Here is a 23,552-nt window from a genome sequence, read left to right on the forward strand (position 1 = left end):
CGAAAGCTCGCAACCATTCTTAACACCATCCTGCGAAGGCGAACTCCTTGGACCTCTCAACAACACGGTTGCTGAGGGGCGGAGCAAAGCGACACCTCATCCTGAGTTCATCGAAGGATCGGGTAAAAATCCCCTCACGAATTAACTGGCCGATCTGAATGACCGAGATCGCGTTCCGGCCAGACGAGATCGCGCACGCGCTGTTTCAGAACCTTGGCTTCCGGAAAGCCACCATCGCGCTTGCGTTCCCAGATGAGTTCCTCGTTGCCATCGGGCATCAGCACCCGGATTTCAAAAACCCCGCCAGTGCCCGGACGCAATGCGACTTCCGCCAGATCCTGCCCGAAAGTCTGCAACAGCTCCTGCGCCATCCAAGCAGCGCGCAACAGCCAATTGCATTGGGTGCAGTAGGTGATAGAGATGCGGGGATTTGCGGACACGGCTTATCTCACCTTGCTTAACTTCAATTAGAATCTTACTCCTGTTAGTATATCAAATATTAGAACCATGTAATATAAATACAGCCTCTTTGATATGTAAAATTCACCCCTATATTATTATATCTATATTAGAACGGAGCACTCATGCCCAATTTCGGAATTTCTTCATTTCTTAAAATTCTACACTTAAACGAAAAACCTCAAAAGACAGAAATTCGCAAGCGCCTGAATCCTAGTGACGGAGGAGGCTACGACTTTCACGGAAGCGTTCGGAGACTTTGTGCAGAGTTGGCGCTGAATAACGCTAATCCAAGGGCGGTCATTGAACGCCTCAAAGATATTAAAAAAGCATCAGAGAGAGATTCGGCTCGAACCGGTCTTCAAGCGTTTATAAAATGGAAGAATGAATACCCAGCCCAGTTTGTGATGGCCAACAACGTTATCTACAACAGCCCTAAATCTCTGTTTAAACTGACATTTAAACCAAACTTCAGTTTGATTACTGATGACAAGGTTGCTGCGGTCCATATTTGGAATACTGCCCGGCCAGCACTCGATGATCATCTTGTCAGAGCGGTATTATCTGTATTCCCGGCGCTATATACAGTGAACAAGCCCGATGATCTTGCCGTTCTTTGCCTAAGGTCAAAGCGGCTCATTCGGCTAGGCGCACCCGATCCAAAAATACAAGGACTTGGAATTCTGCTAATTAAGAAAGTCGATAAAATTATTACTGACTTAAACGAAGGCGGTGATGGAAAGCCTTACGATACTGGCGACCATCCAACACCACCGTTCTTGCATTAAAGCGCGCACTTGCCTGCCCGCAAAGGCAGGCAATCAATCATCGCCCATCTTGAGCGCCTGAATGAAGGCCTCCTGCGGGATTTCGACCTTGCCGAACTGGCGCATGCGCTTCTTGCCTTCCTTCTGCTTTTCCAGAAGTTTGCGCTTACGCGTCACGTCGCCGCCGTAGCACTTGGCCGTCACGTCCTTGCGCAGCGCCGAGATGGTCTCGCGCGCCACGATGCGACCGCCAATCGCTGCCTGAATCGGAATCTTGAACATGTGCTGCGGGATCAGCTCTTTCAGCTTCTCGCAAAGCGCGCGGCCACGCTTTTCCGCAGCCGAACGGTGCACCAGCATCGACAGCGCGTCGACCGGCTCTTCGTTGACGAGGATCGACATCTTGACCAGATCGCCCTCGCGATATTCCGAGAGATTATAGTCGAACGAAGCATAACCCTTCGAGATCGACTTCAGGCGGTCGTAGAAATCGAACACCACTTCATTGAGCGGCAGTTCGTAGGTGATCATGGCGCGCGGTCCAACATAGGTAAGGTCCACCTGAATGCCACGACGTTCCTGACAGAGCTTCATGATCGCGCCGAGATAATCATCCGGCGTCATGATCGTGGCCTTGATCCACGGCTCTTGGATGGCCGAAATTTTCACCACATCCGGCATGTCGGCGGGGTTGTGCAATTCCTTCTGCGACCCGTCGATCATGTTCAGCCGATAGACAACCGAAGGTGCGGTCGTGATGAGGTCGAGATTGAACTCGCGCTCAAGGCGTTCCTGAATGATTTCGAGATGCAGCAGGCCGAGGAAACCGCAACGGAAACCGAACCCCAGCGCTGCGGAGGTTTCCATTTCGAACGAGAACGAAGCATCGTTGAGGCGCAGCTTACCCATGGCACCGCGCAGATCTTCGAAATCCGCCGCATCGACCGGGAACAGGCCGCAGAACACCACCGGCTGCGCAGGCTTGAAGCCGGGCAGCATTTTCTCGGTCGGGCGGCGATCCTCGGTGATCGTATCGCCGACGCGCGTATCGGCCACTTCCTTGATGGAAGCGGTGATGAAGCCAAGCTCGCCGGGGCCGAGTTCGTCCATCTGCACCATTTTCGGCGTGAAGACACCGGTGCGTTCCACCGGATATTTCGCGCCCGTGCCCATCATGCGGATGGTCTGGCCCTTTTTTAGCACGCCGTCGATGACGCGCACCAGAACGATGACGCCGAGATAGGAATCGTACCAGCTGTCGACCAGCATCGCCTTGAGCGGTGCATTGCGATCGCCTTCCTTCGGCGCTGGAAGCTGGGTGACAATGGCTTCCAGCACATCTTCGATGCCGAGGCCGGTCTTGGCGGAAATATGCACGGCCTGCGACGCATCGATGCCGATGACTTCCTCGATCTGCTCCTTGACGCGCTCAGGCTCGGCAGCGGGCAGATCGATCTTGTTTAGCACGACCACGATTTCATGGTTGTTGTCGATGGCCTGGTAGACATTGGCCAGTGTCTGCGCTTCCACGCCCTGGGAAGCGTCGACCACCAGAAGCGAACCCTCGCATGCCGCCAGCGAACGCGAGACTTCATAGGCGAAGTCAACATGTCCGGGGGTGTCGATCAGGTTCAGCACATAATCTTCGCCGTTCTTCGCCTTATAGGTGAGACGAACGGTCTGCGCCTTGATGGTGATGCCGCGCTCGCGCTCGATATCCATCGAGTCGAGAACCTGATCCTTCATCTCGCGCGTATCCAGACCGCCCGTCAACTGAATGAGGCGGTCGGCCAGCGTCGATTTGCCATGATCGATATGGGCGACAATCGAAAAATTGCGAATATGGTCAAGTGGTGTGCTCATGCGCGCGATTTAACAGCAAGCAGCGAAATCTCAAAGCTCTATTGCGCTTTAATTGCGGGAAAAAGCCCTGCTATCATGATCGTGACAACAAGTCCCCTTTGCCTTGTGGCAAAAAGGCGATAAATCACCGGCAATACAGACACATTGCGGCTGCTGCTCACAAGCGGCGCAACTGGCTTTCATGCAGGAGTTTAGGATGAAGACCGAACCGAACGAAGTCCACAACAGGCCGAAACTGGTCACCGTTTTCGGCGGCTCCGGCTTTGTCGGACGCGCGGTCGTAGCAAGTCTCACCAAGCGTGGCTATCGTGTGCGCGTTGCCGTGCGCAAGCCCGAAGTGGCTTATTACATGGCGCCGCTCGGCAATGTCGGGCAGATCCAGATGGTGCAGGCCAATGTCCGCCATCGCGCTTCGGTCGATCTGGTCGTCAAGGGTTCCGACCATGTCGTGAACCTGGTCGGCATTCTGGCCGAAGGCGGTCGCCAGCGTTTCAACACGGTTCAGGTGCTGGGCGCGAAGAACATCGCCGAAGCCGCCAAGGCCGCCGGTATTCCGATGACCCACATTTCGTCGCTCGCTGCCGATGTAAACTCGGCTTCGGACTATGCGCGCACCAAGGCTGAAGGCGAAAACGCCGTGCTTTCCGTGCTGCCGGAAAGCGTTATCCTGCGTCCTTCGATTATTTTCGGTCACGAGGATCGCTTCTTCAACCGCTTCGCCAATATGGCGCGCTTCTCGCCCTTCCTGCCGGTCATAGGTGGTGGTGAAACGAAGCTCCAGCCGGTCTATGTCGGCGATGTGGCGGAAGCCGTTGCGCGTTCTGTCGATGGCAAGCTGATGCCGGGCGGCATCTACGAACTCGGCGGCCCGGATGTGCAACCGTTCAAGAACTGGATGAAGGACATGCTGCGCGTCATCGACCGCAAGCGCATCCTCATTTCGCTGCCATGGTGGGCTGCCGGTCTTCAGGCGACCGTTCTCAGCGTGCTGCCGAATCCGCCGATCACCAAGGATCAGATACGGCTGTTGAAATCCGACAATGTGGTTTCGCAAGCCGCCATCAAGGAAGGTCGTACATTGCAGGGCATGGGCATTACCCCGGAAGGCGTCGACGCCATTCTGCCCGCCTATCTCTGGCGCTATCGCGTGGCCGGTCAGTATACCAAGACCGGTTTTGCGTGAGATATCGATAGTCGGAAATGAATAAGGGGCCTCACGGCCCCTTTTCTTTTGCTCATCCCCAAATGAGGAGTGCGGCAAGACCAGCCGAGCCGACAATCAGGCGCCACCAGGCAAATAGTTTGAAGCCGTGACGCGAGACATAATCGAGCAGGTAGCGCACGACGAACACGCCCGAAATGAAGGCCATCACGAAGCCGACGCCGATCAACGCGCCATCATTGACCGTGAGCATGTCGCGGCTCTTGTAAAGATCATAAGCGAAGGCACCGGCCATGGTCGGCATGGCGAGGAAGAACGAGAATTCAGCAGCCGAGCGCTTGTCGGCGCCGAGCAGCAGCGAGCCGACAATCGTGGAACCCGAACGCGACACGCCGGGGATCATCGCAAGGCACTGGATGAAGCCGATGGCGAGGCACATCGGCAGCGGATAATCCATCACATCATGATAGCGCGGGCGCAAATTGAGCTGATCTACCCAGAGAAGGATCAGACCGCCGAGGATCAGCATGATGCAGACCAGCATCGGCGTTTCGAAAAGCACACTTTTGATGAAGCCATGCGCCAGCGCGCCAATGACAGCGGCGGGCAGGAAGGCGATCAGGATACCGAAAACAAAACGCCGCGTGCGCGCGTCCCGCGGAAAATCCGCCAGAAGCTTGAGCAATTTCGCCGAATAAACGGTCAGAATGGCTAGAATAGCGCCGAGCTGGATCAGCACCTCGAACGTCTTTCCTGTGGATTCAAAGCCCAGAAAATGCCCGACCAGCAACAAATGCCCCGTGGAGGAAACCGGGATAAATTCGGTCAAACCTTCGATCAGACCGAGAAACGCGGCTTCCAGCAGATTAAAAATATCCATGAAGTCAGTACCTTAGAATGATGAGCACAATGGAGGCATCTGAACTGGCCCGCGATTGCGGGTGTTGAGGTGAAAACGAGCACGTCCAGCGATTGCTTGTCTCCCGCAAACATAGGTCTTATAGACTTTATATTCCGTTGAGGCGGCGCCGAATCGCTTGGCAGCAGAAATAGCCTGCTGCATGCGCAAACGCCATGCCAATCTCCGGACGTTCAATTCAAGCTGTGTCAGTCGAGAGTACCGCGTCGATCATGCTTACGCTGTTTCATCATCCCATGTCTTCAGGCTCGCGTTATGTGCGGCTTATCCTCGGCGAATATGGCGTGGAAGCGGAATTGATCGAGGAAAGGCCGTGGTCGCGCCGCAAGGAATTCCTGGCGCTGAATCCTGCCGCCACTTTGCCGGTGCTGCTGGCGGAAAACGACCTGCCGGTCGTGGGCGCAACGGTGATTGCCGAATATCTCGATGAGACACGCGGCGCATTGAAGCGCAACCGTCGCCTTTTGCCGGAAAGCCCAATGGAGCGCGCCGAAGTGCGCCGTCTGGTAGACTGGTTCCTGCTGAAATTCGAAAACGAAGTCACCCGCCACATCACCCGCGAGCGCGTTTATAAATTGCAGATGGCGGCTGAAATGGGCGGCAGTGCACCGGATTCGACCGCGATCCGCGCAGCCCGCACCAATATCCGCCAGCATATGAAATATATCGACTGGCTGGCCGCCACCCGCGACTGGCTGGCAGGCGCGCATCCAAGCTATGCCGATATGGCGGCGGCAGCGGCAGTTTCCGTGCTGGATTATCTCGGCGAAATCGAATGGGGCGAAACGCGCGCGGCGCGCGACTGGTATGCGCGCATGAAGTCGCGTCCCGCTTTCCGCCCGCTTCTGTCTGATCGCGTGCGCGGGCTTGCCCCGGTGGCCCATTATGGCGATCTCGACTTCTAATTCGAAAACAGAAAAACTGAAGCGCTTCCTCATCGAAGAAGCGAAAGCCGTGGGGTTCGACGCCGTCGCCTTCACCACGCCCGATGCTATCCCGCAGGCGCCTGAACGCCTGCGGCAATATATTGCCGACGGCCATCACGCGGATATGCTCTGGATGGAAGAGACCGAAGAGCGCCGCGCCAATCCCGGCGTGCTGTGGCCCGAAGTCCGCTCCATCATGATGCTGGCCATGAATTACGGGCCGGACACCGACCCGCTGGCTATCCTCGACCAGAAAGATCGTGCGGCCATATCGGTCTATGCGCAGAACCGCGATTATCACGACATCATCAAGGGCAAGCTGAAGCATGTGGCCAGCCGCTTTGCCGCGCGGGCCGGGCAGGATGTCAAAGTCTTTGTCGATACCGCCCCCGTCATGGAAAAGCCGCTGGCGGAAGCCGCAGGGCTTGGCTGGCAGGGCAAACACACCAATCTGGTCAGCCGCGAACTGGGGTCATGGCTGTTTCTCGGCTCGATCTTCACCACGGCGGAAATGCCGCCAGATGAGCCAGACCGGGATCATTGCGGCTCCTGCCGCGCTTGTCTCGACGCCTGCCCGACCAAGGCCTTTCCAGCACCCTATCGCATCAATGCAGGCCGCTGCATTTCCTATCTCACCATCGAGAACAAGGGGCCCATTCCGGCGGAGTTCCGCAAGGTGATGGGCAACCGCATCTATGGTTGCGACGACTGCCTTTCGGTCTGCCCGTGGAACAAATTTGCGCAGGCAACCAGCGAAATGAAGCTGAAGGCGCGCGACGATCTGAAAGCGCCCCGTCTCAGCGACCTGCTGGCGCTCGACGATCCGGCGTTTCGCGCGCTTTTTTCCGGCTCGCCGGTCAAGCGGATCGGGCGCGACCGCTTCATCCGCAATGTGCTGATCGCGGCGGGCAATTCCGGCGATACAACGCTTTTGCCGCAGATCGAAGCGCTGCTTGGCGATGCCGCACCTGTCGTACGCGGGGCGGCAGTCTGGGCCTTGAAGCAACTGGCCGAGCCGGGCCATGTCGATGCCTTGCAAAAACGTCTGGCCTCCACGGAGGAGGATGCTACGGTGCAGGAAGAGTGGAATACGGAGACAGTCTGATATGCGCATTTTCCTGTTCGGGGCCGGATATTCGGCGCAAGCCTTTGCCAAGCGGATGACTGGAGAAATAGAGCGCATCGACGGAACCACCCGTCATGAACAGAAATTCCCGATCCTTGAGAAATCCGGCATTGCGCCGGTCTTGTTCGATGGTGAAACGCCCTCGCCCGACCTTCTGGAACGGCTTGCCAAGGCAACCCATGTGGTGGTCTCGGTTGCGCCCGGCGAAGCGGGCGACCCGACGCTCGCATGGGTCGAAGAAGCGCTGCGCCGCCCAGACAATACGATTCGCTGGATCGGCTATCTCTCGACCGTCGGCGTTTATGGCGATCACAAGGGCGCTTGGGTGGATGAAACCACACCCTGCAAGCCGGTTTCGCGCCGCAGCCTAGAACGCGTCGAGGCGGAGCAGGCCTGGACAGAATTGAGCGAGCGGCATGGAACGCCGCTGGCTATTCTGCGGCTGTCGGGCATTTACGGTCCCGGTCGCAATGCTTTCGTCAATCTGGAGCGCGGCACGGCGCGACGTCTCGTCAAGCAGGATCAGGTTTTCAACCGCATCCATGTGGAAGACATTGCGGGCGCTTTGCGCTTTCTCGCGGGCACCGATACGGGCGGTATTTTCAACATTACCGACAATGAGCCATCGCCGCCGCAGGATGTCGTTGCCTATGCAGCGGAACTGATGGGCGTCACGCCGCCGCCGGAAGTGGCGTTCGAAGAAGCAGAACTGACACCGATGGCGCGCTCCTTCTATGGTGAGAACAAGCGCGTCTCCAATAAGCGTATTGAAGCGCTGGGCTATTCCTTCGCTTATCCCGACTACAGAACCGCCTTTTCGGCCATGTGGCGCGACGAAAACTGGCGCTGATTGCATGCGCGCGCACCTTCGGGTAAAAGCGCTGATACAAATTCAAACCGGGACAAGAACGATGGGTAACAGCAAGTCAGCAGATAAATAAGCCGCAACAGCTTTTCCAACCTGTTGCGGCATCTGTCCCGGACCAATTTCTTCCATTGCAGGCAGATTGCCGCCCGATTGTCTTCGAGCGGATGCTTTGTCATGCCATTTGATCCTCAGAAAACTCCATCCTGGAGCTTCACCTTGCCATTCGCGCTTGCGCTGATGGCTCCCTTCGACATTCTTGCCTCGCTGGCCATGGATATCTACCTGCCGGTGGTGCCCTCCATGCCCGCAATTCTGCAAACGACGCCTTCCATGGTGCAACTGACACTCAGTCTCTACATGGTGATGCTGGGCGCCGGGCAACTCATCTTCGGCCCATTGTCGGACCGCATCGGGCGCAAGCCGGTGCTGCTTGGCGGCGGGGTCGTCTTTGCGCTTTCTTCCTTCGCGCTGGCAGCGACCGATAGCGCCACGCTTTTCGTCGCCTTGCGGTTCACCCAGTCTGTCGGCGCGTCGGCAGCACTTGTCGCAACTTTTGCCACGGTGCGCGACGTCTATGCCAACCGCCCGGAAGGCGCGACGATCTACGGCCTTTTCAGTGCCATGCTGTCCTTCATTCCGGCGATTGGCCCAATCGCTGGTGCACTGATCGCCAGCGGTTTCGGCTGGCGCGCGATCTTCACGACACTCGGTCTACTTGGCCTTATCGCAACAGGACGGGCCTACCGCCACTGGCCCGAAACGCGCCCTGAATGCACTGGCGCGAACAATACAAATACCTTGAAAATATTGAAGGATTTCCCGTTCTGGACCTACACGCTGGGTTTCGGCACCGCGATGGGCACCTTCTTCGTTTTCTTCTCCACCGCGCCGCGCATTCTGATCGAAAGAGGCGGCTACGGAGAAACGGAATTCAGCCTGGCATTTGCAAGCGTTGCCCTTGTCATGATTGCCGCCACGCGCCTCCTGTCGCGTCACACGCGGAAATGGGGTGTGCGCAAAAGCGTGGCGCTGGGCATGGTCGTGCTCCTTGCCAGCGCGCTGGCTTTGCTCCTCACCGAACAGCTGCTGCTGCCATCCTTCGCCAGCCTGATAGCGCCGATGTGGCTGGGGGCCATCGGCATTGTTTTGACAGCATCCATGACGGCAAACGGCGCTTTGGCGGCCTTTGACGACAGCGCGGGCATGGCTGTCGCGCTTTACTTCTGCATACAGAGCCTGATGGTCAGTCTGGCGGGAACGGTCCTCGTCATTTTGCTGCCCGGCGACACGGCATGGCCGCTGATCGCGTTCTGTACCGTCATGCCCCTTGTGGTCCTGACCATGCTTGCAAGGTTGCAACGGAGCTGATCGAAAAGCCGGTCGGTTGTCACAAACCGCCGACCGGCATTGCTGGCCAGCATTTCACACAGCATAATGCCCGCAGTTTCGCTGTTTGATTCGCAATCGCAGCGCCCTTTGGCAAACCATGGAATTGCCCCATGATCGCAAACAAACTGAAGAAATTTGTCCTCATCGCCTCGCTGGCGGCGATGATCGCGCCCGATTTCGTGCCCGTGGCCATGGCGGATGATAGGCCCGCCAAGCAGGCATTCGGTGCGGAAAAGCTGCCCGTGCTGGCTCAATCGCCACAATCGATCGGCTTTTATGCCAAGGGCTGCCTTGCGGGCGCTGTCGCGCTGCCGACAGACGGCCCGAACTGGCAGGTGATGCGCCTGTCACGCAATCGCCGCTGGGGCCATCCGCGTATGATCGGTCTTCTGGAAAAACTCTCCCGCGATGCTGCCAAGGATGGCTGGCCGGGACTGCTTGTCGGCGATATTTCGCAGCCGCGCGGCGGCCCGATGCTGACGGGTCATGCCTCGCATCAGGTCGGCCTCGACGCCGATATCTGGCTGACGCCGATGCCTAAGAAGCGCTTCACCGATGCCGAACGCGAAAGCGTTTCCGCCGTGTCGATGCTGAAGGGGGATTCGCTTTACGTCGATCAAAAGAAATGGACCCCTGCCCGCACGGCGCTGATCAAACATGCCGCGAGCTATCCGGAAGTCGAACGCATCTTCGTGCATCCCGGCATCAAGAAGCAGCTTTGCGATACGGTGACCGGCGACCGAAGCTGGCTTGGCAAGGTTCGCCCCTATTGGGGGCACTTCTACCATTTCCATGTGCGCCTGACCTGCCAGCCCGGCTCGCCGCAATGCAAGTCGCAGCCCAAGGTGGCCGCTGGCGACGGTTGCGACAAGTCACTTGCATGGTGGTTTACCGATGAGCCGTGGAAGCCAGCCAAGCCATCGAAGGAACCGCCGAAGAAGCCCCGCCCCGTCATGGTATCCGATCTTCCAAAGGCATGTGCCGCTGTGCTGGATGGTCCGGCTCCCAATTCGGTCGCCGAAGTGACCTATGGGGTGCAGTAAACAACTATCATGCCCCGACGCTTGACGGCGGGGCATTTTCTCTAAGCCCTCTTTTCACCAGCCTATGCCTCAGCTATAGGTTTAAAACGATTTAGAGCCGAATGACAAGGTTATCAACTTCATGACAGAGCGCCTGCGGATCGCATTGATCGCCCACGATTTGAAGAAAGACGACATGGTCGCCTTTGCGCGCGCGCATGAAAAGGCGCTGTCGCGTTTCGATATCGTCGCCACGGGCACGACCGGCGGGCTGATCCTCGAAGCCTGCCCTTCCCTGACGATCCAGCGCGTCAAAAGCGGCCCGCTCGGCGGCGATCAGCAGATCGGCGCGATGATAGCAGAAGGCACCGTCGAAGTGCTGATCTTCTTCATCGACCCGCTGTCGCCGCTTCCGCATGATGTGGATGTCAAGGCGCTGACGCGGCTTGGCAGCGTCTACGACATTCCGATGGCGTTGAACCCGGCCACGGCGGAAAAGCTGATCAAAGCTTTGGACTGATACGAGCGAAGAAATAACAGCCTTTGGTAAGCTCCCAAGGGCCACAAGAAACGACAGGGAGAGAGAATGCAGGCCATGATCGACGCCGAACAGAGTTTTCAGTTTCCAGTCCTTGTCGGCGATATCGGCGGCACCAATGCCCGCTTTGCGATCCTTGTCGATGCTAACTCCGACCCGAAGGAATTTCCGGTTCTTCAGACGGCGGATTATGCGACCATCGATGAAGCCATTCAGACGGCTATTCTCGACCAGACGTCGCTGCAGCCGCGCTCGGTCATTCTGGCCATTGCCGGGCCCGTCGAAGGCGATGAAATCGACCTCACCAATTGCGATTGGGTTGTGCGCCCGAAGAAGCTGATCGCCGATCTCGGCTTCAAGGATGTGACCGTGCTCAACGATTTCGAGGCGCAGGCGCTGGCCGTGGTGTCGCTCGAAGGTCACCATATGGAACAGATCGGCGGCAAGCCCGACGAGGTGGTTGCAACCCGCGTCGTACTCGGACCGGGCACTGGCCTCGGTGTGGCCGGTCTGGTGCGCACCCGCAAGGCCTGGGTGCCGGTTCCGGGTGAAGGCGGCCATGTCGATGTCGGCCCGCGCAGCGAACGCGACTATCAGATTTTCCCGCATATTGAGCAGATCGACGGGCGCGTTTCCGCCGAGCAGATTCTGAGCGGACGCGGCCTGCACAATCTCTATGTGGCAATCTGCACCGCCGACGGTGTAACCCCGACGCTGGAAACGCCCGCCGACATCACCTCTGCCGGTCTCGATGGTAGCAATGCGCAAGCCAGCGAAACGCTCGACCTGTTTGCGACCTATCTTGGCCGTGTGGCGGGCGACATGGCGCTTGTCTTCATGGCGCATGGCGGCGTTTACCTGTCGGGCGGCATTCCGCAGCGCATTATTCCAGCCTTGCGGGCGGGCGGTTTCCGCGCGGCCTTTGAAGATAAAGCGCCGCATCAGGCTATCATGCACGACATTCCGGTCCGCGTGATCACCTATCCGCTGGCGGCGCTGAACGGCTTGTCGGCTTTCGCCTGCGCACCATCGCGCTTCGAAGTCTCGACAGACGGGCGGCGCTGGCGCATCGGCTAAGTTCTGCCAGCAAGAGGATCAGGGTGTCTGAATCAAAAAGCGGCAGGCCGTGGCGAAAATGGTGATTTCGAGAACCGGAGCGGAGCGTACTTTTAGGTACGTGAGCCTAGGTAAGCGCAGAAATTGCCATTTGCAGACCGGCATGGCGACTTTTGGATCAGATACCAGGGATGGATAATTACGCGACTTAAAGCTATAGAAACGCGTCGGGGAATTGGCTTTCGGCCTTTTCACCGCCGCGTTTTTGGTTTTAATACCAACGCATTTTCAACGGCAGTCTCGGACATACCGAGCTCAGGAATGAAGCGCTTTTGCACGTGAGCCTATTCAAGAAGAAAAAGAAGAAAATCGACACGGGCGAAGCGACCCGCGTAATCCGGCGCATGATGTCGGAAAACATCGGTGAATATAAGAAGAACTATATCATCGCCATCATCGCATCTTTGATCGTCGGCGGATCGAACGCCGCGCTTGCCTATATGATGAAGCCGATGATCGACAAGATCTTCTATGAGCAGAACCTGCCGCTGATCTGGGTCATCTGTGGCACGCTTCTGGCGATCTTCATCCTGCGCGGTCTGTCTGGCTATGTGCAGGCCGTCGAGCTTGCCAAGATCGGCAATAATCTGGTCGCGCGCTATCAAAAGCGCATTTTCGACCATCTGATGAAGCTCGGTCTCGACTTCTATAACGACACCCGCTCCGGCCATCTGGCGGCGCAGATCAACCAGAATGTGTCCGGCATCCGCGACCTTCTGAACATGACGATTTCGTCGATTGCGCGCGATTTCATCTCGCTGATCGGCCTGATCGCCATGATGTTCTACATGGACCCGATGCTGTCGGTTGCGATCTTCCTGATCGGTCCGCCGCTCATTCTGGCCGTCGCCTATATTTCGCGCCGCATCCGCTCGGTGACGCGCGATCTGGTGCATCTCAATTCGCATCTTCTCGGCGCCATGCAGGAATCCGTGCAGGGCATTGCCGTCGTGAAGGCTTTCACGATGGAAGATCAGCTGCGCGCGAAGATCGGCAATCTGATCGACCTGTCGGAAGGACGCAGCAACAAGATCGCCAAGGTGTCCGAACGCACCACACCGATTTCCGAAATACTGGCTGGTATCGCCGTATCCGGCGTTCTGGCCTATAGCGGCTATCGCGCCATCCTCGAACAACAGCCGCCCGGCGCAACCTTTGCCTTCATCACCGCCATGTTGCTGGCCTATGACCCGGCCCGCCGTCTTGCCCGCCTTCAGGTCGGGCTGGAAAAGGCGCTGGTCAATGCCCGCATGATCTATGAAGTGCTGGATATCAAGCCGCACCAGCGCGATTCCGCCGATGCGGTGCCGCTGAACCCCGGCCCCGGCGAAATCCAGTTCGAGAACCTGCATTTCTCCTATAGCGAGCTTGCGCCGGTTCTGCATGGTGTCAGCTTCACCGCCAAGGCAGGGCAAACCACGGCGATCATCGGCGCATCGGGTGCGGGCAAGTCAACGCTCATCAATCTCGTGCAGCGGTTCTACGATCTCGACAAGGGAACGATCCTGTTCGACGGGCAGGATATTTCCAAGGTCACCAAGCGCTCGCTGCGCCACGCCGTGGCCTATGTCTCGCAACAGCCCTATCTGTTCGAAGGCACCATTGCCGACAATATCCGCTATGGACGCCCGGATGCGACCGATGATGAAATCGTCAAGGCGGCCAAGCTTGCCCATGCGCATGATTTCATCCTGCAACAGCCGCAGGGCTACGACACACCGATTGGTGAAAACGGCGCAACGCTTTCCGGCGGCCAGCGGCAGCGCATTTCGATTGCGCGCGCCATCGTGCGCAAGGCGCCAGTGCTGCTGCTTGATGAAGCAACATCCGCACTCGACAACGAATCGGAAAAGCGCGTCCAGCAGGCGCTGGAAACGATCATGAAGGGCCGCACCACCATCGTCATCGCCCATCGCCTGTCCACGGTCGTCAATGCCGACCGTATCGTGGTCATGGAAGCGGGGCGCGTGGTGGAAGAAGGCCGTCATGAACAGCTGATCGCCATACCGAACGGCGTCTATGCCCGCTTCTATCAATTGCAGAGCGGCAGCGCCGACAGTATGACCGAACCGACAATCGAAGAACTGACTGCGGATGATGTGCCTGCGGGCACAGGAGGACAAAATGACCGGTGAACCGGATAGCCGAAACAGCGAAATGGGCCTCGTCGTCGTCGGCGCCGGTGGCCGCATGGGCCAGACCCTTATCCGGACGATCCAGTCGATAGACGGCGCGAAGCTTGCGGGCGCTATTGAGCGCCCCGGCTCGCCGCTGATCGGCAAGGATGCCGGTGAAGTGGCCGGTGTCGGCGCGCTTGGTGTGAAGATTACCGACGATCCGCTGCCGGTCTTTGCAAAGGCGCAAGGGGTACTCGACTTCACCAGCCCTGCCGCGAGCGTGGCATTTGCCGGGCTCGCTGCACAGGCCCGCATCGTCCATGTCATCGGAACCACGGGATGCTCGGCAGAAGACGACGAGAAATTCCGCGCCGCCGCCCGCCATGCAACCATCGTCAAGTCGGGCAATATGAGCCTTGGCGTCAATCTGCTTTCCGTCATGGTACAGAAGGCCGCAAAGGCGCTGGGACCGGAAGATTTCGATATCGAAGTTCTCGAAATGCACCACAAGCACAAGGTGGATGCGCCAAGTGGCACCGCCCTGCTTCTTGGCCAAGCGGCCGCCGAAGGCCGCGGCATCAGCCTTGAAGACAACAGCGTGCGGGCGCGTGACGGCTATACCGGCCCGCGCACGGAAGGCACCATCGGCTTCGCCACGCTGCGCGGCGGCTCGGTAATCGGCGACCATTCGGTGATTCTCGCTGGCCCCGGCGAACGCATTGTGCTGTCGCACCATGCCGAGGACCGCACCATCTTCGCACGCGGCGCCGTCAAGGCCGCACTCTGGGCTTATGGCAAAAAGCCCGGCCTCTATTCCATGCTCGACGTGCTCGGGCTGAGTGACTAGAGCGCGTTTCGATCTGATTGCATCAGATCGGCGCTCTACTATTTTGTTTGAACGCGCATCTTTTCCGAAAACCGTTTCACACTTTTCGGGATGCGCTTTGATTTACCCACCAACGGAGCCTTGCCTATGTCTCGTACTCTCGTCCTGGTTCGCCATGGCCAAAGCGAATGGAACCTGAAGAATCTTTTCACCGGCTGGCGCGATCCGGGCCTGACCGAACAGGGCCATGCCGAAGCCAAGGCCGCTGGCCAGCGCCTCAAGGCCGCAGGTCTCAAGTTCGATATCGCCTATACGTCAGTGCTGACCCGCGCGCAGACCACCTGCCAGCACATTCTGGATGAGCTGGGCCAGCCCGGCCTTGAAACGATCCGCGATCAGGCGCTGAACGAGCGCGATTATGGCGATCTGTCCGGTCTCAACAAGGACGATGCCCGCGCCAAGTGGGGCGAAGAGCAGGTTCATGTCTGGCGCCGTTCCTATGACGTGCCTCCTCCGGGCGGCGAAAGCCTGAAGGATACGGGCGCGCGCGTCTGGCCTTATTATCTGCATCAAATCCAGCCGCATGTGCTGCGCGGCGAGAGCGTTCTGGTGGCTGCACACGGCAATTCGCTGCGCGCGCTGATCATGGCGCTCGACGGCCTGACGCCGGAACAAATTCTCAAGCAGGAACTGAATACCGGCGTGCCGATCATTTACCGGCTCAATGCTGATTCGACTGTGGCCTCGAAGGAAATTCTGGAAGCCTGACATGCAGTTGGCGGCAAATTTATCGGGCGCGACACCGCGCCCGATAGCGTTTTCAACATGGAAAACGGACAGCTTGAAAAAAAGCTGACATTATTTCGAAAACGCGATTGACAGAGGCAAGCCGACCCCTTAGATGGGTCCTCGTCGCCCAGATGGCGGAATTGGTAGACGCACCAGCTTCAGGTGCTGGCGCTCGCAAGGGCGTGGAGGTTCGAGTCCTCTTCTGGGCACCATTTCCAAGTCTTCGGACCACTACCAAGGTTCAGAAGCACCCCAAAAAGGCCCGCGCAAGCGGGCTTTTTTGCTTTCTGGGCCCGTCGCATTCCCAAGCGTCCAAACCCCGGCCTGAGCTTCAGGAAGACAGATATGCAATTCACCGACGCTGATCGCGACACCTTTTTCGAGCTTCTGAAATGGCGGCGGGATGTTCGTCATTTTCGCAGCGATCCGATAGACGAAGCGATGGTCGCGGCGTTGCATAGGACAGTGAGCGGCCCGACACGCCTATCGGTCACGAGACGTTAATTTGCGCGGCAGACGATCAAGCAATAACTTCGCGACGCCGTCCTTGTCCTTGAGCTCACACTCCCAGACAGTCGTGACGTTCCAGCCGAGCGCGGTCAACTCCGCCTCCGTTTTCGCATCTCGCGCAATGTTACGTGCTATCTTTGCCGCCCAGTAGTCGGTGTTGGTCTTCGGCTTACGCATTCCTCGCGGACAATCATGGCCATGCCAAAAACATCCCTGGACACGTATCACCGCGTTCCTGGCCGGCATCACGATATCCGGCGTGCCCGGCAAGTCTTTTCTATGAAGCCGAAACCTGATTCCCAGAGAGTGAAGCGCTCGGCGCACCGTCAACTCGGGAGCGGTGTTCTTTGACCGAACAAACGACATTTCGGCGCTTTTCTTTGCTGTGGGCAAGCGGTTGCTGGTCATCATTGAGCCATGCTAGAATAGGAACAAATCAGAAACTAATTTGATTCATTATTCAGTGAACATAAATCGGCTGCGTGGGGATTTTATGTCCAAGACCTTTTCATTCTACGAGTTTTTTGCAGGTGCTGGAATGGCGAGAGCCGGTCTTGGTTCCAACTGGCAGTGCCTATTTGCAAATGACTTTGACGGTAAAAAGGGTCTGACATATCAAGATAATTGGGGAACGAGCGGCGAGCTCTTTGTGGGTGACGTTCGCGATGTGACCACCAAGATGCTCTCAAGCACGGCTGATCTCGCATGGGGTTCATTCCCCTGCCAAGATTTATCTTTGGCGGGCGGCGGAGCTGGGCTACGAGGCGAACGATCTGGGACGTTTTATCCTTTTTGGGACGTTATGCGCGGCCTGATTCGAGACAACCGCGGCCCCAAAGTGATCGCGCTAGAGAACGTCTGCGGCGCGCTCACCTCGCATCAAGGCGCCGACTTTCGGGCGATCTGCCAAACATTCTCGGACGCAGGCTACCGCTATGGGGCGCTTGTTATTGATGCTGAGTTGTTTTTGCCGCACTCTCGTCCGCGCCTATTCGTGGTCGGCGTTCGCAAGGACATTGCGATTAATCCTTGCCTGTTGTCTCCTGGGGCGACTGTACCGTTCCACACACGCAGTCTCCAAAATGCGTATGCCCGTATCAGTGACAGTGCGAAGGCCGATTGGGTTTGGTGGAACCTGCCTTCTCCACCGCTTCGCACCACAACGTTCTCAGATATTATCGAAGATCACCCTGTCGATGTGAAGTGGCACACGCCTGCTGAAACCAACCGGCTTCTGGCATCTATGACCCCCGTCAACGTGGCGAAAGTCGAAGCCGCCAAACGAGCCGAAAGACGTATCGTCGGGGGTGTTTACAAGCGCACAAGGCCTGAAGCCAATGGGCGCGTTGTTCGCGCTGAAGTCCGTTTTGACGATATTGCCGGATGCCTTCGTACGCCGAATGGCGGATCTTCAAGGCAGACGCTTTTGGTGGTCGAGGGTGAGCGAGTCCGCTCCCGGTTGATCTCTGCGCGTGAAACCGCCCGCTTAATGGGGCTTGCAGAGAGCTACCGACTACCGAAAAAATATAACGAAGCTTATCACCTGACTGGTGACGGCGTAGCTGTCCCCGTCGTTCGGTTCCTCTCCCATTATCTCTTCGAGCCGCTGGCTATTGGAAAACAAATAGCAGCAATCGACAGCAACAAAGTAGCATCTCTTGGCCGTTAATTTTGCTTTCCGAAAAAAAGCGGTAAAATCTCTTACCACAAACGTCGGCGTCTATGTTCTGGCAGATCTTGACAATGTGCCGATCTATGTCGGTCAAACCAAAGACGGCATTCGCTCGCGTGTCAGTCGCCATCTGACTTCTGCCCGATCAGACATCATCGCCAACCGTCAGATCGATGTCTGGGAGATCGCATTTGTTTGGGCCTTTCCTGTCGAGGACAAGGCAGAAATTAATAGCCTTGAAGCGGTCCTGTTCCATCATCTAGACCCGCGTTCTCAGTTGATGAATGGCACGCTGCCCAAGATGCCGGCTGAACTTCCTGATATGCCCGAACCATTCCAGATCGTCCAAGTAATGTCGGACGAAGAAATAGATGATCGCAAACAGCCCGAACAGCGGCTTCCCAGACAGGCAAGCCATTACGCCCAGATCGTGGGCCATTTCGTCGCCGTCAAAAATTCCTCTCAAGTCGCGCGCGCGATGGACGCTCATTTCGAACGCTTGAAACGGTATCATCTACTGCTGCTCGGCAAGGCGGAAGAAATGCCTGATGAGAAGGAAGAATAGCGGTCGCCTTCAGGCTGGCAGGAAAACAGCAGGACCGACTGGCGCTCCTGCTGATTCAATTTACGAACAGAAGCCCGACCCCAGCCAAGTTTCTCCGTTCGTGTAATACATGTTGAGGACTTCCCGCTCTGCAAAAACGCTGGGCGGCCCCTTGTCATTCAGCAAGGCAAACAGCGTTTCCTCGGTGAACGGAACGCTGACCCGCTCAAGGTAAAGCACCGTAGGACATCGTATAGGACGGGGCCAGAAGACGAGCTGTTCTTCGACTTCTTTCAGTGTCCTTTGTATTGCAGCTTCGGCGTCTGCCAAGTCCACATAGAACACGTCATCCCATTCCGTCATCTTGTCATCGGTGATTGCATAGAAACTGAGCATTTTCGCCACGATCGGTCTCCACCCCGGCGCACTCTCGCGGTACGCCCCCGCGTTGTGCCCTTCGATCTCTGGTGATCGGGGTGTTCGCAACCGTATTTCGACGGCCCTGCGCCTTTAGCTCGGGTGAACCTGTACATAGCAACAGGCACCCCGATCATAAAGAACGAAGGTTCGGTACCTTTCGGCGATACCAGCCACGAAATCGAGGTTGCGAAGCCCCAGACCGCCGCGTAGCGGTCCACCCTTAGGCGTAGAGGATTTCTGACGGCTTGTCACACGCTAAATCTGTCACGCGACAGGCTTCTGCCGGATGATCGCAACGCACTGTGAAACAAGCGAAATCGATGGCTGGCTAATCGCAGCGACCATACGATATCTCTGTTTTAGAATGAAGTAATATTCAGAGGCCGTTTTGCACGGGAAGCACGCGCGCTGAGCCTGCGCGTGAACCTTGGTGACCGGGGAGTTGGAAAAGCCGTTCAAGACGGCCCCTGCGGCCTTTGGTTCTTCGAACCTGTTGTATACGCCACAGGCTCCCCGACCATACAGAACAGTGGACCACCGCGTGGCGGTCCACTTCATGATCCTTGGCGGTCAGGGCGTTCGTAACCGTGTAGTGACGGCCTCACGACCTTTAGCTCCTGAGAAGCCTGAACATTCGTCGTGGGCACCCTGACCATAAAGAGCGAAGGACCGCCGCAAAGCAGCCCCCTGCAATTGGTAATCCTGCTCAGTTGATTTGTCTCGCGGAGATTGCCGTGCGACCGGCAATCCTGCCAACGGCCTTTACTCTGCCCTGTGCGAACTATATCCAAAGACTAAGCAATTCTGTTGGAGCAAGTGTCGATGCGCGCCTTTGTCCTCGCCCTCTTTCGCGCCACCAGTTCCTTCAGCGCCACGGGACTGGCGTTCGGCACGTTATTCTTTGCAGCCGCGCTGACGCCGAGCCTCATTCCCCGAACCTATGTCATTCAGGGCGCGCTGTGCGGGCTGGTCTTCGCAATCGGCTATGGCATCGGCGTGCTTTTCGGCGCGCTGTGGCGCTATCTCGAACTGCCGGAGATCAAGGGCCGCAAGCGCGCGCTCCTGAAGATCGGCGTCGGCATTGTCTGCCTTGCCGTCGCGCTGATCGCGCTTCGCTCATCCGCTGGCTGGCAAAATTCGATCCGCACCGCGATGGACATGCCGCCGGTGCCCTCCGCCTATCCCGCGACCCTGACCGCGATTGCCATCGCTGTCTTTCTGGTGCTGCTGGTCATTGCCCGCATTCTCATTCGCATTGGGCGCTATTTCTCGTCGAAGATGCGCCGCATCATGCCAAGGCGCGTTGCAAACGTCATTGCGGCCTCGGTGACGGCTTTTCTGATCTGGACCGTCGCCAACGGCGTGCTGATCAATACGGCGTTCAAATCGCTCGATGCGTCCTTCAAGCGCTATGACGCCCTGATGGAGCCGGACCGCGTGCAGCCCTCCTCCCCCGGCAAGACAGGCAGCGCCGCCTCGCTTATCCGCTGGGAGGATCTTGGCCGTGCCGGACGTGAATATATCGCCTCAGCGCCCACCGCCGCCGAGATTTCCGCCTTTACCGGGCGCGCGGCCATGGACCCGATCCGCGTCTATGCCGGGCTCAATGTCAGTCGTACGCCAGAGGAAAGGGCCAGACAGGCGCTGGAGGAACTGAAGCGGCAGGGCGGTTTCGACCGCTCTGCGCTGGTGATCATCGTGCCGACCGGTACGGGCTGGGTCGATCCCTCCGCCATGATCGGGCTGGAATATCTGCGCGACGGCGACGTGGCCAGCATCGCCGTGCAATATTCCTATCTGAACAGCCCGCTATCGCTGCTGTTTCAGCCGGAATATGGCGCGGAGTCGGCGCGCGCGCTGTTCGAAACGGTCTATGATTACTGGAAAAGCCTGCCTGCCGACAAACGACCGAAGATTTATCTGCATGGTCTGAGCCTCGGCGCTTTCAATTCGCAAAGCTCGGTATCGCTGTTTGAAATACTGGATGCGCCCCTGAACGGCGCCCTGTGGAGCGGCCCGCCCTTCCCCAGCGCGCTGTGGCGTTCGCTGACGCGCAGCCGCAATCCCGATACGCCGGAATGGCTGCCGGTGGTGCGCGACGGCGCCTTCGTGCGCTTCATGAACCAGAATGGCGAAGCGCCCGGCAATGGCAACGAATGGGGCGTGATGCGCACGATCTATCTGCAATATGCCAGCGATGCCATCGTGTTCTTCAACAGCAGCATGTTCTATCGCGAGCCGGACTGGATGAAAGAGCCGCGCGGTCCCGATGTATCAGCCGATTTACGCTGGTATCCGATCGTGACCGCGCTGCAACTGGTGGTCGACATGGCATTTGCCGACAGCGCGCCCATGGGGCATGGACATGTCTATGCCCCGGAGCATTATCTGGAAGCCTGGCGTGACATCACCGGCGCAGAAAACTGGCAGAGCGACGATATCAACCGGCTTAAGCAATATCTGCGTCACAAGGTGGACGAAGGTAATGCCGAAGGTTTCGAGGAACGCGGGGGGTAGCCCCGAGAAATTTGATTGTAACGGCTGTTGCAGTCATCTGAAAATCGACCGTAACAGCCCGGCTTTGAAAAGAAATTGGCGGCAAACGATCCGTTTGGCCACCCTGCTAACGAACTCAAAAAAAATTATGCGGTGCCGCTATCCGAAACGGAAAGCGCCCGGTCACGCCATGCGCTGACGGCGGTACCCTGTGTCTGGTTTTCGACGACGATGTGGTGGCCTTCATAAATGCCGGAAGCAACCCACTGCTTCGCCGCTTTCTGATACACATCGATCGTGATTCCGAGTTGGTCTACCTTGGCTTGTGACAGCATGTATTCCCTCATGAATGGTGAATATGAAAAGCGAAGCTGGAATATATAATCGATTTGACGACAATCTGATGTCACTTTTTCGCTACCGGATTGTAATTCTGACAAAACACAATGTTTTGAACATCTTACGGCTGTATAAACCCATATCTGACCGACGAGGATTTATTTAGAAGAATTACCATGTTTACTTAATTGATTTATACTTGAACCTGCGTTCAATTTGCTTCTGCATTAAGCTGAAACATCACAAACTGAGTAAACTGTTCCGGGTTGAAATTATTATCGGAAGCGATGACCACCGTTTTATGTCCGCCGATTGTCGGCCCCCAACTGACCGACTCGATATTATCGATGTCGAGGCCGAAATCACCTTCGCCCAGCCGCAGCACAGCTTCCTTGGCCATCGGCGTTAGCGAAACATCCTTGAGCGTCGCCATGCCGCTCACGTCCGTCGCACCGGCAAAGCGCGCGCGGTAGAAATTAATCTCGTTGCCCACGCCATGCGCGTAAGAGCGCTCGACCGTCAACAGATCGTCGCCCCAGGCGAGAAATTCCGACATGCCGTTGTCGTTCCAATAGGGCAGTTTGGTCGCCTTGGTGAAGATCGGCCCGGTATCATAGGCATATTCCGCCTTCACACCGCCGGACAGAATATCGAAGGCGAGTATGCGGGCGCGACTGCCTTTTTCCAGCGTTGCCTTGTCACCATCCTGAAGCAGCGCATTTTCCAGCCCGACGAGCAGCGTCTTGCCATCCGGCGAAAAGGTCAGGCTTTCAAAGGACAGGTTATTGCGAATACCGCGTGTGCCGTCGGCATTCGGGATGTAATAATCGGGCAAGGCAAACTCACGGATCAGGCTGCCATCGATGCGCGATTCCCGCACGGCCGGTTTGCCGTTGCGGTCGCCCTCGCTGGTCCAGAACAGCGTGCCGGTGCCCGCATGATAGCGAATGGATTCCGGATCGACATCCTTGTTCGCAAACGGCTTGCCATCGGCATTCAACAGCGTGACGGTAGAAAGGATATCGACGCTGTGCAGTCCCTTTTCGTCGGCGACGATCCTGAGCGTATAGAACCGCGCGGGAGCCTTCTCGGAACGGTCGTCGGAAATGGCGTAATAGATATCCTGCGCCGCATCATAGTCGAGGCCGGATACGCCGCCGAACTCAACGCCTTTAATTTGCAGGCCGGTTGGCAGCACGATCTCGCCCAGCAGCACTGGCTTTTTGAAATCCTGCGCGAAAGCCGCTGACGTCAGGGAAACAGCGGCGCAAAATGCTGCAACAAAAAGCGGAGACTTCATCAAACGCACCTTGGTCGGGTCAGAAACAGGAAGCCTATCTGATAGCGGCAAGATTTGAAGCGTTCATGACGCTGACATTTTCCGCCTTGCAACGGAACGCATTTCCAGCAAAAGTGTGAAATGGTTTTGTGTTTGATATGCGTAAAAACAATTAGTTAGCAATAAAATTGGTATCGCCCGTCCCGGTAGAATGGTCAAGAGGTTCGCCATGGAACAGCCCGATTACGACCGCGCATTCGGCGAGATTATCCGGTGGCTGAAGCAGGAAGGCTTGATCCTGCAAACCGATCTCGAGGGCAATACGGAGCTTTCCACCCGGGCCGAGCGCATGGGTCGCAAAAGGCGGCGCGAAGCGGCGGCAACACAAGAATAAAAAACCGGCAT

The 23,552-nt window shown here is 57.3% G+C and carries 23 protein-coding genes, 1 tRNA gene and 1 pseudogene; 18 read left to right on the top strand and 7 right to left on the bottom strand.

The annotated features are described in order from the left end of the window. Positions 1-134: 134 nt before the first annotated feature. Positions 135-440, bottom strand: coding sequence for an Rdx family protein (locus FIC94_RS19850; RefSeq protein WP_140026145.1), 306 nt, complete (start codon positions 438-440; stop codon positions 135-137). A gap of 144 nt (positions 441-584) precedes the next feature. Between FIC94_RS19850 and FIC94_RS19855 the strand changes: the two genes are divergently transcribed. Further along, a complete protein-coding gene (locus FIC94_RS19855) occupies positions 585-1,247 on the top strand; it encodes a hypothetical protein (protein WP_140026146.1) in 663 nt (220 codons plus the stop codon). A gap of 33 nt (positions 1,248-1,280) precedes the next feature. On the opposite strand, the gene lepA is transcribed toward FIC94_RS19855, so the two are convergent. Beyond that, positions 1,281-3,089: a translation elongation factor 4 gene (gene lepA / locus FIC94_RS19860; protein ID WP_140026147.1), complete on the bottom strand. Its 1,809-nt coding sequence runs from the start codon at positions 3,087-3,089 to the stop codon at positions 1,281-1,283. A 196-nt stretch (positions 3,090-3,285) separates the two neighbouring features. Here lepA and FIC94_RS19865 point away from each other — a divergent pair, with 196 nt between their 5' ends. Beyond that, positions 3,286-4,272, top strand: a complete 987-nt coding sequence (locus tag FIC94_RS19865; protein WP_140026148.1) for a complex I NDUFA9 subunit family protein — start codon at positions 3,286-3,288, stop codon at positions 4,270-4,272. Positions 4,273-4,324: 52 nt separating this feature from the next. Here FIC94_RS19865 and FIC94_RS19870 read toward each other — a convergent pair whose 3' ends face one another. Beyond that, positions 4,325-5,131, bottom strand: coding sequence for an undecaprenyl-diphosphate phosphatase (locus tag FIC94_RS19870; protein WP_109369654.1), 807 nt, complete (start codon positions 5,129-5,131; stop codon positions 4,325-4,327). Positions 5,132-5,382: 251 nt separating this feature from the next. Here FIC94_RS19870 and FIC94_RS19875 point away from each other — a divergent pair, with 251 nt between their 5' ends. The 12 genes and pseudogenes from FIC94_RS19875 to FIC94_RS22920 form a co-directional block, all read left to right on the top strand. Then, positions 5,383-6,075 (top strand): glutathione S-transferase family protein, encoded by a 693-nt coding sequence (locus FIC94_RS19875; RefSeq protein WP_140026149.1) that lies wholly within the window; start codon positions 5,383-5,385, stop codon positions 6,073-6,075. Further along, complete coding sequence (gene queG / locus FIC94_RS19880) at positions 6,056-7,201, top strand: tRNA epoxyqueuosine(34) reductase QueG (protein WP_140026150.1); 1,146 nt, start codon at positions 6,056-6,058, stop codon at positions 7,199-7,201. The genes FIC94_RS19875 and queG overlap by 20 nt, the downstream gene beginning before the upstream one ends. A gap of 1 nt (position 7,202) precedes the next feature. Beyond that, entirely contained in the window at positions 7,203-8,072 is an 870-nt protein-coding gene (locus FIC94_RS19885; RefSeq protein ID WP_140026151.1) for an SDR family oxidoreductase, read from the top strand. Between the two features lie 192 nt (positions 8,073-8,264). Further along, positions 8,265-9,458: a CmlA/FloR family chloramphenicol efflux MFS transporter gene (cml, locus tag FIC94_RS19890; RefSeq protein WP_140026152.1), complete on the top strand. Its 1,194-nt coding sequence runs from the start codon at positions 8,265-8,267 to the stop codon at positions 9,456-9,458. 131 nt (positions 9,459-9,589) lie between these two features. Continuing rightward, entirely contained in the window at positions 9,590-10,522 is a 933-nt protein-coding gene (gene mepA / locus FIC94_RS19895; protein ID WP_109369658.1) for a penicillin-insensitive murein endopeptidase, read from the top strand. 121 nt (positions 10,523-10,643) lie between these two features. After that, entirely contained in the window at positions 10,644-11,021 is a 378-nt protein-coding gene (locus tag FIC94_RS19900) for a methylglyoxal synthase (protein ID WP_109369659.1), read from the top strand. Positions 11,022-11,087: 66 nt separating this feature from the next. Continuing rightward, on the top strand, positions 11,088-12,116 hold the full coding sequence (locus tag FIC94_RS19905; RefSeq protein WP_140026153.1) for a glucokinase: 1,029 nt from the start codon (positions 11,088-11,090) through the stop codon (positions 12,114-12,116). 317 nt (positions 12,117-12,433) lie between these two features. Then, positions 12,434-14,290 (top strand): ABC transporter ATP-binding protein, encoded by a 1,857-nt coding sequence (locus FIC94_RS19915; RefSeq protein WP_140026155.1) that lies wholly within the window; start codon positions 12,434-12,436, stop codon positions 14,288-14,290. After that, a complete protein-coding gene (gene dapB, locus FIC94_RS19920) occupies positions 14,280-15,119 on the top strand; it encodes a 4-hydroxy-tetrahydrodipicolinate reductase (RefSeq protein WP_140026156.1) in 840 nt (279 codons plus the stop codon). Before FIC94_RS19915 ends, dapB begins: the two co-directional genes overlap by 11 nt. Before the next feature lie 126 nt (positions 15,120-15,245). Next, the gene (locus FIC94_RS19925; RefSeq protein ID WP_109369662.1) at positions 15,246-15,866 is read left to right on the top strand and encodes a 2,3-bisphosphoglycerate-dependent phosphoglycerate mutase; all 621 of its coding nucleotides are present in this window, start codon (positions 15,246-15,248) and stop codon (positions 15,864-15,866) included. 146 nt (positions 15,867-16,012) lie between these two features. After that, a tRNA-Leu gene (locus FIC94_RS19930) sits at positions 16,013-16,099 on the top strand. Then, positions 16,070-16,343 (top strand): annotated as a pseudogene (locus FIC94_RS22920) (5,6-dimethylbenzimidazole synthase); the annotation flags it as partial. The gene FIC94_RS19930 and the pseudogene FIC94_RS22920, both read left to right, overlap by 30 nt. Positions 16,344-16,370: 27 nt before the next feature. Here FIC94_RS22920 and FIC94_RS19940 read toward each other — a convergent pair. After that, a complete protein-coding gene (locus tag FIC94_RS19940) occupies positions 16,371-16,808 on the bottom strand; it encodes a very short patch repair endonuclease (protein ID WP_210237312.1) in 438 nt (145 codons plus the stop codon). 82 nt (positions 16,809-16,890) lie between these two features. On the opposite strand from FIC94_RS19940, the gene FIC94_RS19945 reads away from it, so the two are divergent. Together FIC94_RS19945 and FIC94_RS19950 are read left to right on the top strand one after the other, a co-directional pair. Further along, a complete protein-coding gene (locus FIC94_RS19945; RefSeq protein WP_140026157.1) occupies positions 16,891-18,066 on the top strand; it encodes a DNA cytosine methyltransferase in 1,176 nt (391 codons plus the stop codon). Further along, on the top strand, positions 18,056-18,634 hold the full coding sequence (locus FIC94_RS19950) for a GIY-YIG nuclease family protein (protein WP_140026158.1): 579 nt from the start codon (positions 18,056-18,058) through the stop codon (positions 18,632-18,634). The genes FIC94_RS19945 and FIC94_RS19950 overlap by 11 nt, the downstream gene beginning before the upstream one ends. 60 nt (positions 18,635-18,694) lie before the next feature. On the opposite strand, the gene FIC94_RS19955 is transcribed toward FIC94_RS19950, so the two are convergent. After that, complete coding sequence (locus FIC94_RS19955; protein ID WP_109369664.1) at positions 18,695-19,018, bottom strand: hypothetical protein; 324 nt, start codon at positions 19,016-19,018, stop codon at positions 18,695-18,697. Positions 19,019-19,855: 837 nt separating this feature from the next. Here FIC94_RS19955 and FIC94_RS19960 point away from each other — a divergent pair. Beyond that, entirely contained in the window at positions 19,856-21,550 is a 1,695-nt protein-coding gene (locus FIC94_RS19960; protein ID WP_140026159.1) for an alpha/beta hydrolase, read from the top strand. 125 nt (positions 21,551-21,675) lie between these two features. Here FIC94_RS19960 and FIC94_RS19965 read toward each other — a convergent pair whose 3' ends face one another. Next, the gene (locus FIC94_RS19965) at positions 21,676-21,864 is read right to left on the bottom strand and encodes a hypothetical protein (protein WP_109369667.1); all 189 of its coding nucleotides are present in this window, start codon (positions 21,862-21,864) and stop codon (positions 21,676-21,678) included. Between the two features lie 215 nt (positions 21,865-22,079). Next, the gene (locus tag FIC94_RS19970) at positions 22,080-23,168 is read right to left on the bottom strand and encodes an esterase-like activity of phytase family protein (RefSeq protein WP_140026160.1); all 1,089 of its coding nucleotides are present in this window, start codon (positions 23,166-23,168) and stop codon (positions 22,080-22,082) included. A gap of 208 nt (positions 23,169-23,376) precedes the next feature. On the opposite strand from FIC94_RS19970, the gene FIC94_RS22510 reads away from it, so the two are divergent. Then, entirely contained in the window at positions 23,377-23,541 is a 165-nt protein-coding gene (locus FIC94_RS22510) for a hypothetical protein (protein WP_167836107.1), read from the top strand. Positions 23,542-23,552 lie beyond the last annotated feature (11 nt).

Origin of the sequence: Ochrobactrum teleogrylli (genome assembly GCF_006376685.1) — a bacterium.
Taxonomy (GTDB): Bacteria; Pseudomonadota; Alphaproteobacteria; order Rhizobiales; family Rhizobiaceae; genus Brucella; species Brucella teleogrylli.